Genomic DNA, 1,912 nt, shown 5'->3' on the forward strand with positions numbered 1-1,912 from the left:
TGCCATTACCACCATTGCTATTGGATGCGCTGTTTACTTTTAACATCGTATTGGCGATCTTGGTATTGCTGGTCAGTACCACAGCAAAGCGACCACTCGACTTTTCTGTTTTTCCAACCATTTTGTTGGTGGCAACCTTACTTCGCCTAACGCTGAACGTCGCCTCAACCCGAATCGTATTGCTAGAAGGCCATAATGGTGGCGATGCCGCTGGTAAAGTCATTCAAGCTTTCGGTGAAGTGGTGATCGGCGGCAACTACGTTGTCGGTATGGTGGTCTTCATCATCTTGATGATCATTAACTTTATGGTTGTGACCAAAGGTGCGGGGCGTATTTCGGAGGTGAGCGCTCGTTTCACCCTTGATGCGTTGCCTGGTAAACAGATGGCGATTGACGCGGACTTAAACGCAGGCCTTATCGACCAAGAGCAAGCGCGCGTGCGTCGTTTTGAAGTGACCAAAGAGGCAGATTTCTACGGCTCAATGGATGGTGCGTCCAAGTTTGTAAAAGGCGATGCGATAGCCGGTATTTTGATTCTGTTTATCAACATCATCGGCGGTCTGTCGATTGGTATGGCGCAGTACGGGTTAGGCTTTGGTGAAGCGATCCAAATCTATACCTTGCTAACGATTGGTGATGGTCTGGTCGCTCAAATTCCATCGTTATTGCTATCGATTGCAGCGGCGATGATGGTAACGCGCCAAAACACCGATGAAGACATGGGCGAGCAGTTGGTTTTCCAAATGTTCGACAATCCGAAAGCGTTGATGATCACGGCGGCAATTTTGGGCGTGATGGGTATCGTACCGGGCATGCCGCATTTTGCTTTCTTAACGTTGGCCGTTGCTGCTGGCGCGGGTGCTTACTTAATTGACAAGCGTCAGAAGCAGAAAGCAAAAGAACCAGCATTACCTGCGAAAGCAGAAGATGGCAGCGAGCCGATTTCTCAACGTGAGTTGTCGTGGGATGACGTTCAACCTGTTGATATTATTGGTTTAGAAGTGGGGTATCGATTAATCCCGCTGGTGGATCGTGACCAAGGCGGAGAGTTATTAGAGCGCGTGAAAGGCGTTCGTAAAAAGCTCTCACAAGATTTTGGTTTCTTGATCCCAGCTGTACACATTCGCGACAACCTTGAGCTGACGCCAAACAGCTACAGAATTACCCTGATGGGCGTTGCGGTGGGTGAAGCGGAAATTCGCCCAGACCAAGAATTGGCGATTAACCCTGGTCAGGTTTACGGCATGATTGATGGCGAACCGACCATGGACCCGGCATTCGGCCTAGAAGCCGTGTGGATTCGTGAAGAACAGCGCGAGCACGCTCAGGCTCTCGGTTATACCGTGGTGGATTCATCGACGGTATTGGCAACGCATCTAAGTCAGTTATTAACCAACAACGCATCGCAGTTGATTGGTCATGAAGAAGTACAGAATTTATTGGAGATGCTAGGCCGAAGTGCACCGAAATTGGTGGAGAACTTCGTACCGGATCAACTCCCATTAGGTGTGGTGGTGAAAGTGTTGCAGAACTTGTTGAATGAAGCCATTCCAATTCGCGACATTCGTACCATCGTACAAACCTTGGCTGAGTACTCAAGTAAGAGGCAAGAACCTGACATATTAACAGCGGCGGTTCGAATCAGTCTGAAACGCCTAATTGTTCAAGAAATCAATGGTATAGAGCCAGAACTGCCTGTGATTACCTTGATTCCTGAGCTGGAACAAATATTGCATCAAACTATGCAAGCCTCGGGAGGCGAATCTGCTGGCATTGAGCCAGGACTCGCTGAACGTTTGCAGTCTTCACTAAGCCATGCAACGCAAGAGCAAGAGCTGAAGGGCGAACCTGCCGTTCTACTTACGTCTGGCGTGTTGCGATCCACACTGGCTAAGTTTGTGAAGAACACAAT

1 protein-coding gene is annotated in these 1,912 nt (G+C 49.0%); it reads left to right on the forward strand.

The window, feature by feature from the left end; translation table 11 throughout:
• Window positions 1-1,912: flagellar biosynthesis protein FlhA (gene flhA / locus R7E42_RS23770; protein WP_318073057.1), on the forward strand; the 1,912-nt coding region annotated here is incomplete at both ends.

The organism is Vibrio sp. Vb1337, from assembly GCF_033338715.1.
Taxonomy (GTDB): domain Bacteria; phylum Pseudomonadota; class Gammaproteobacteria; order Enterobacterales; family Vibrionaceae; genus Vibrio; species Vibrio alginolyticus.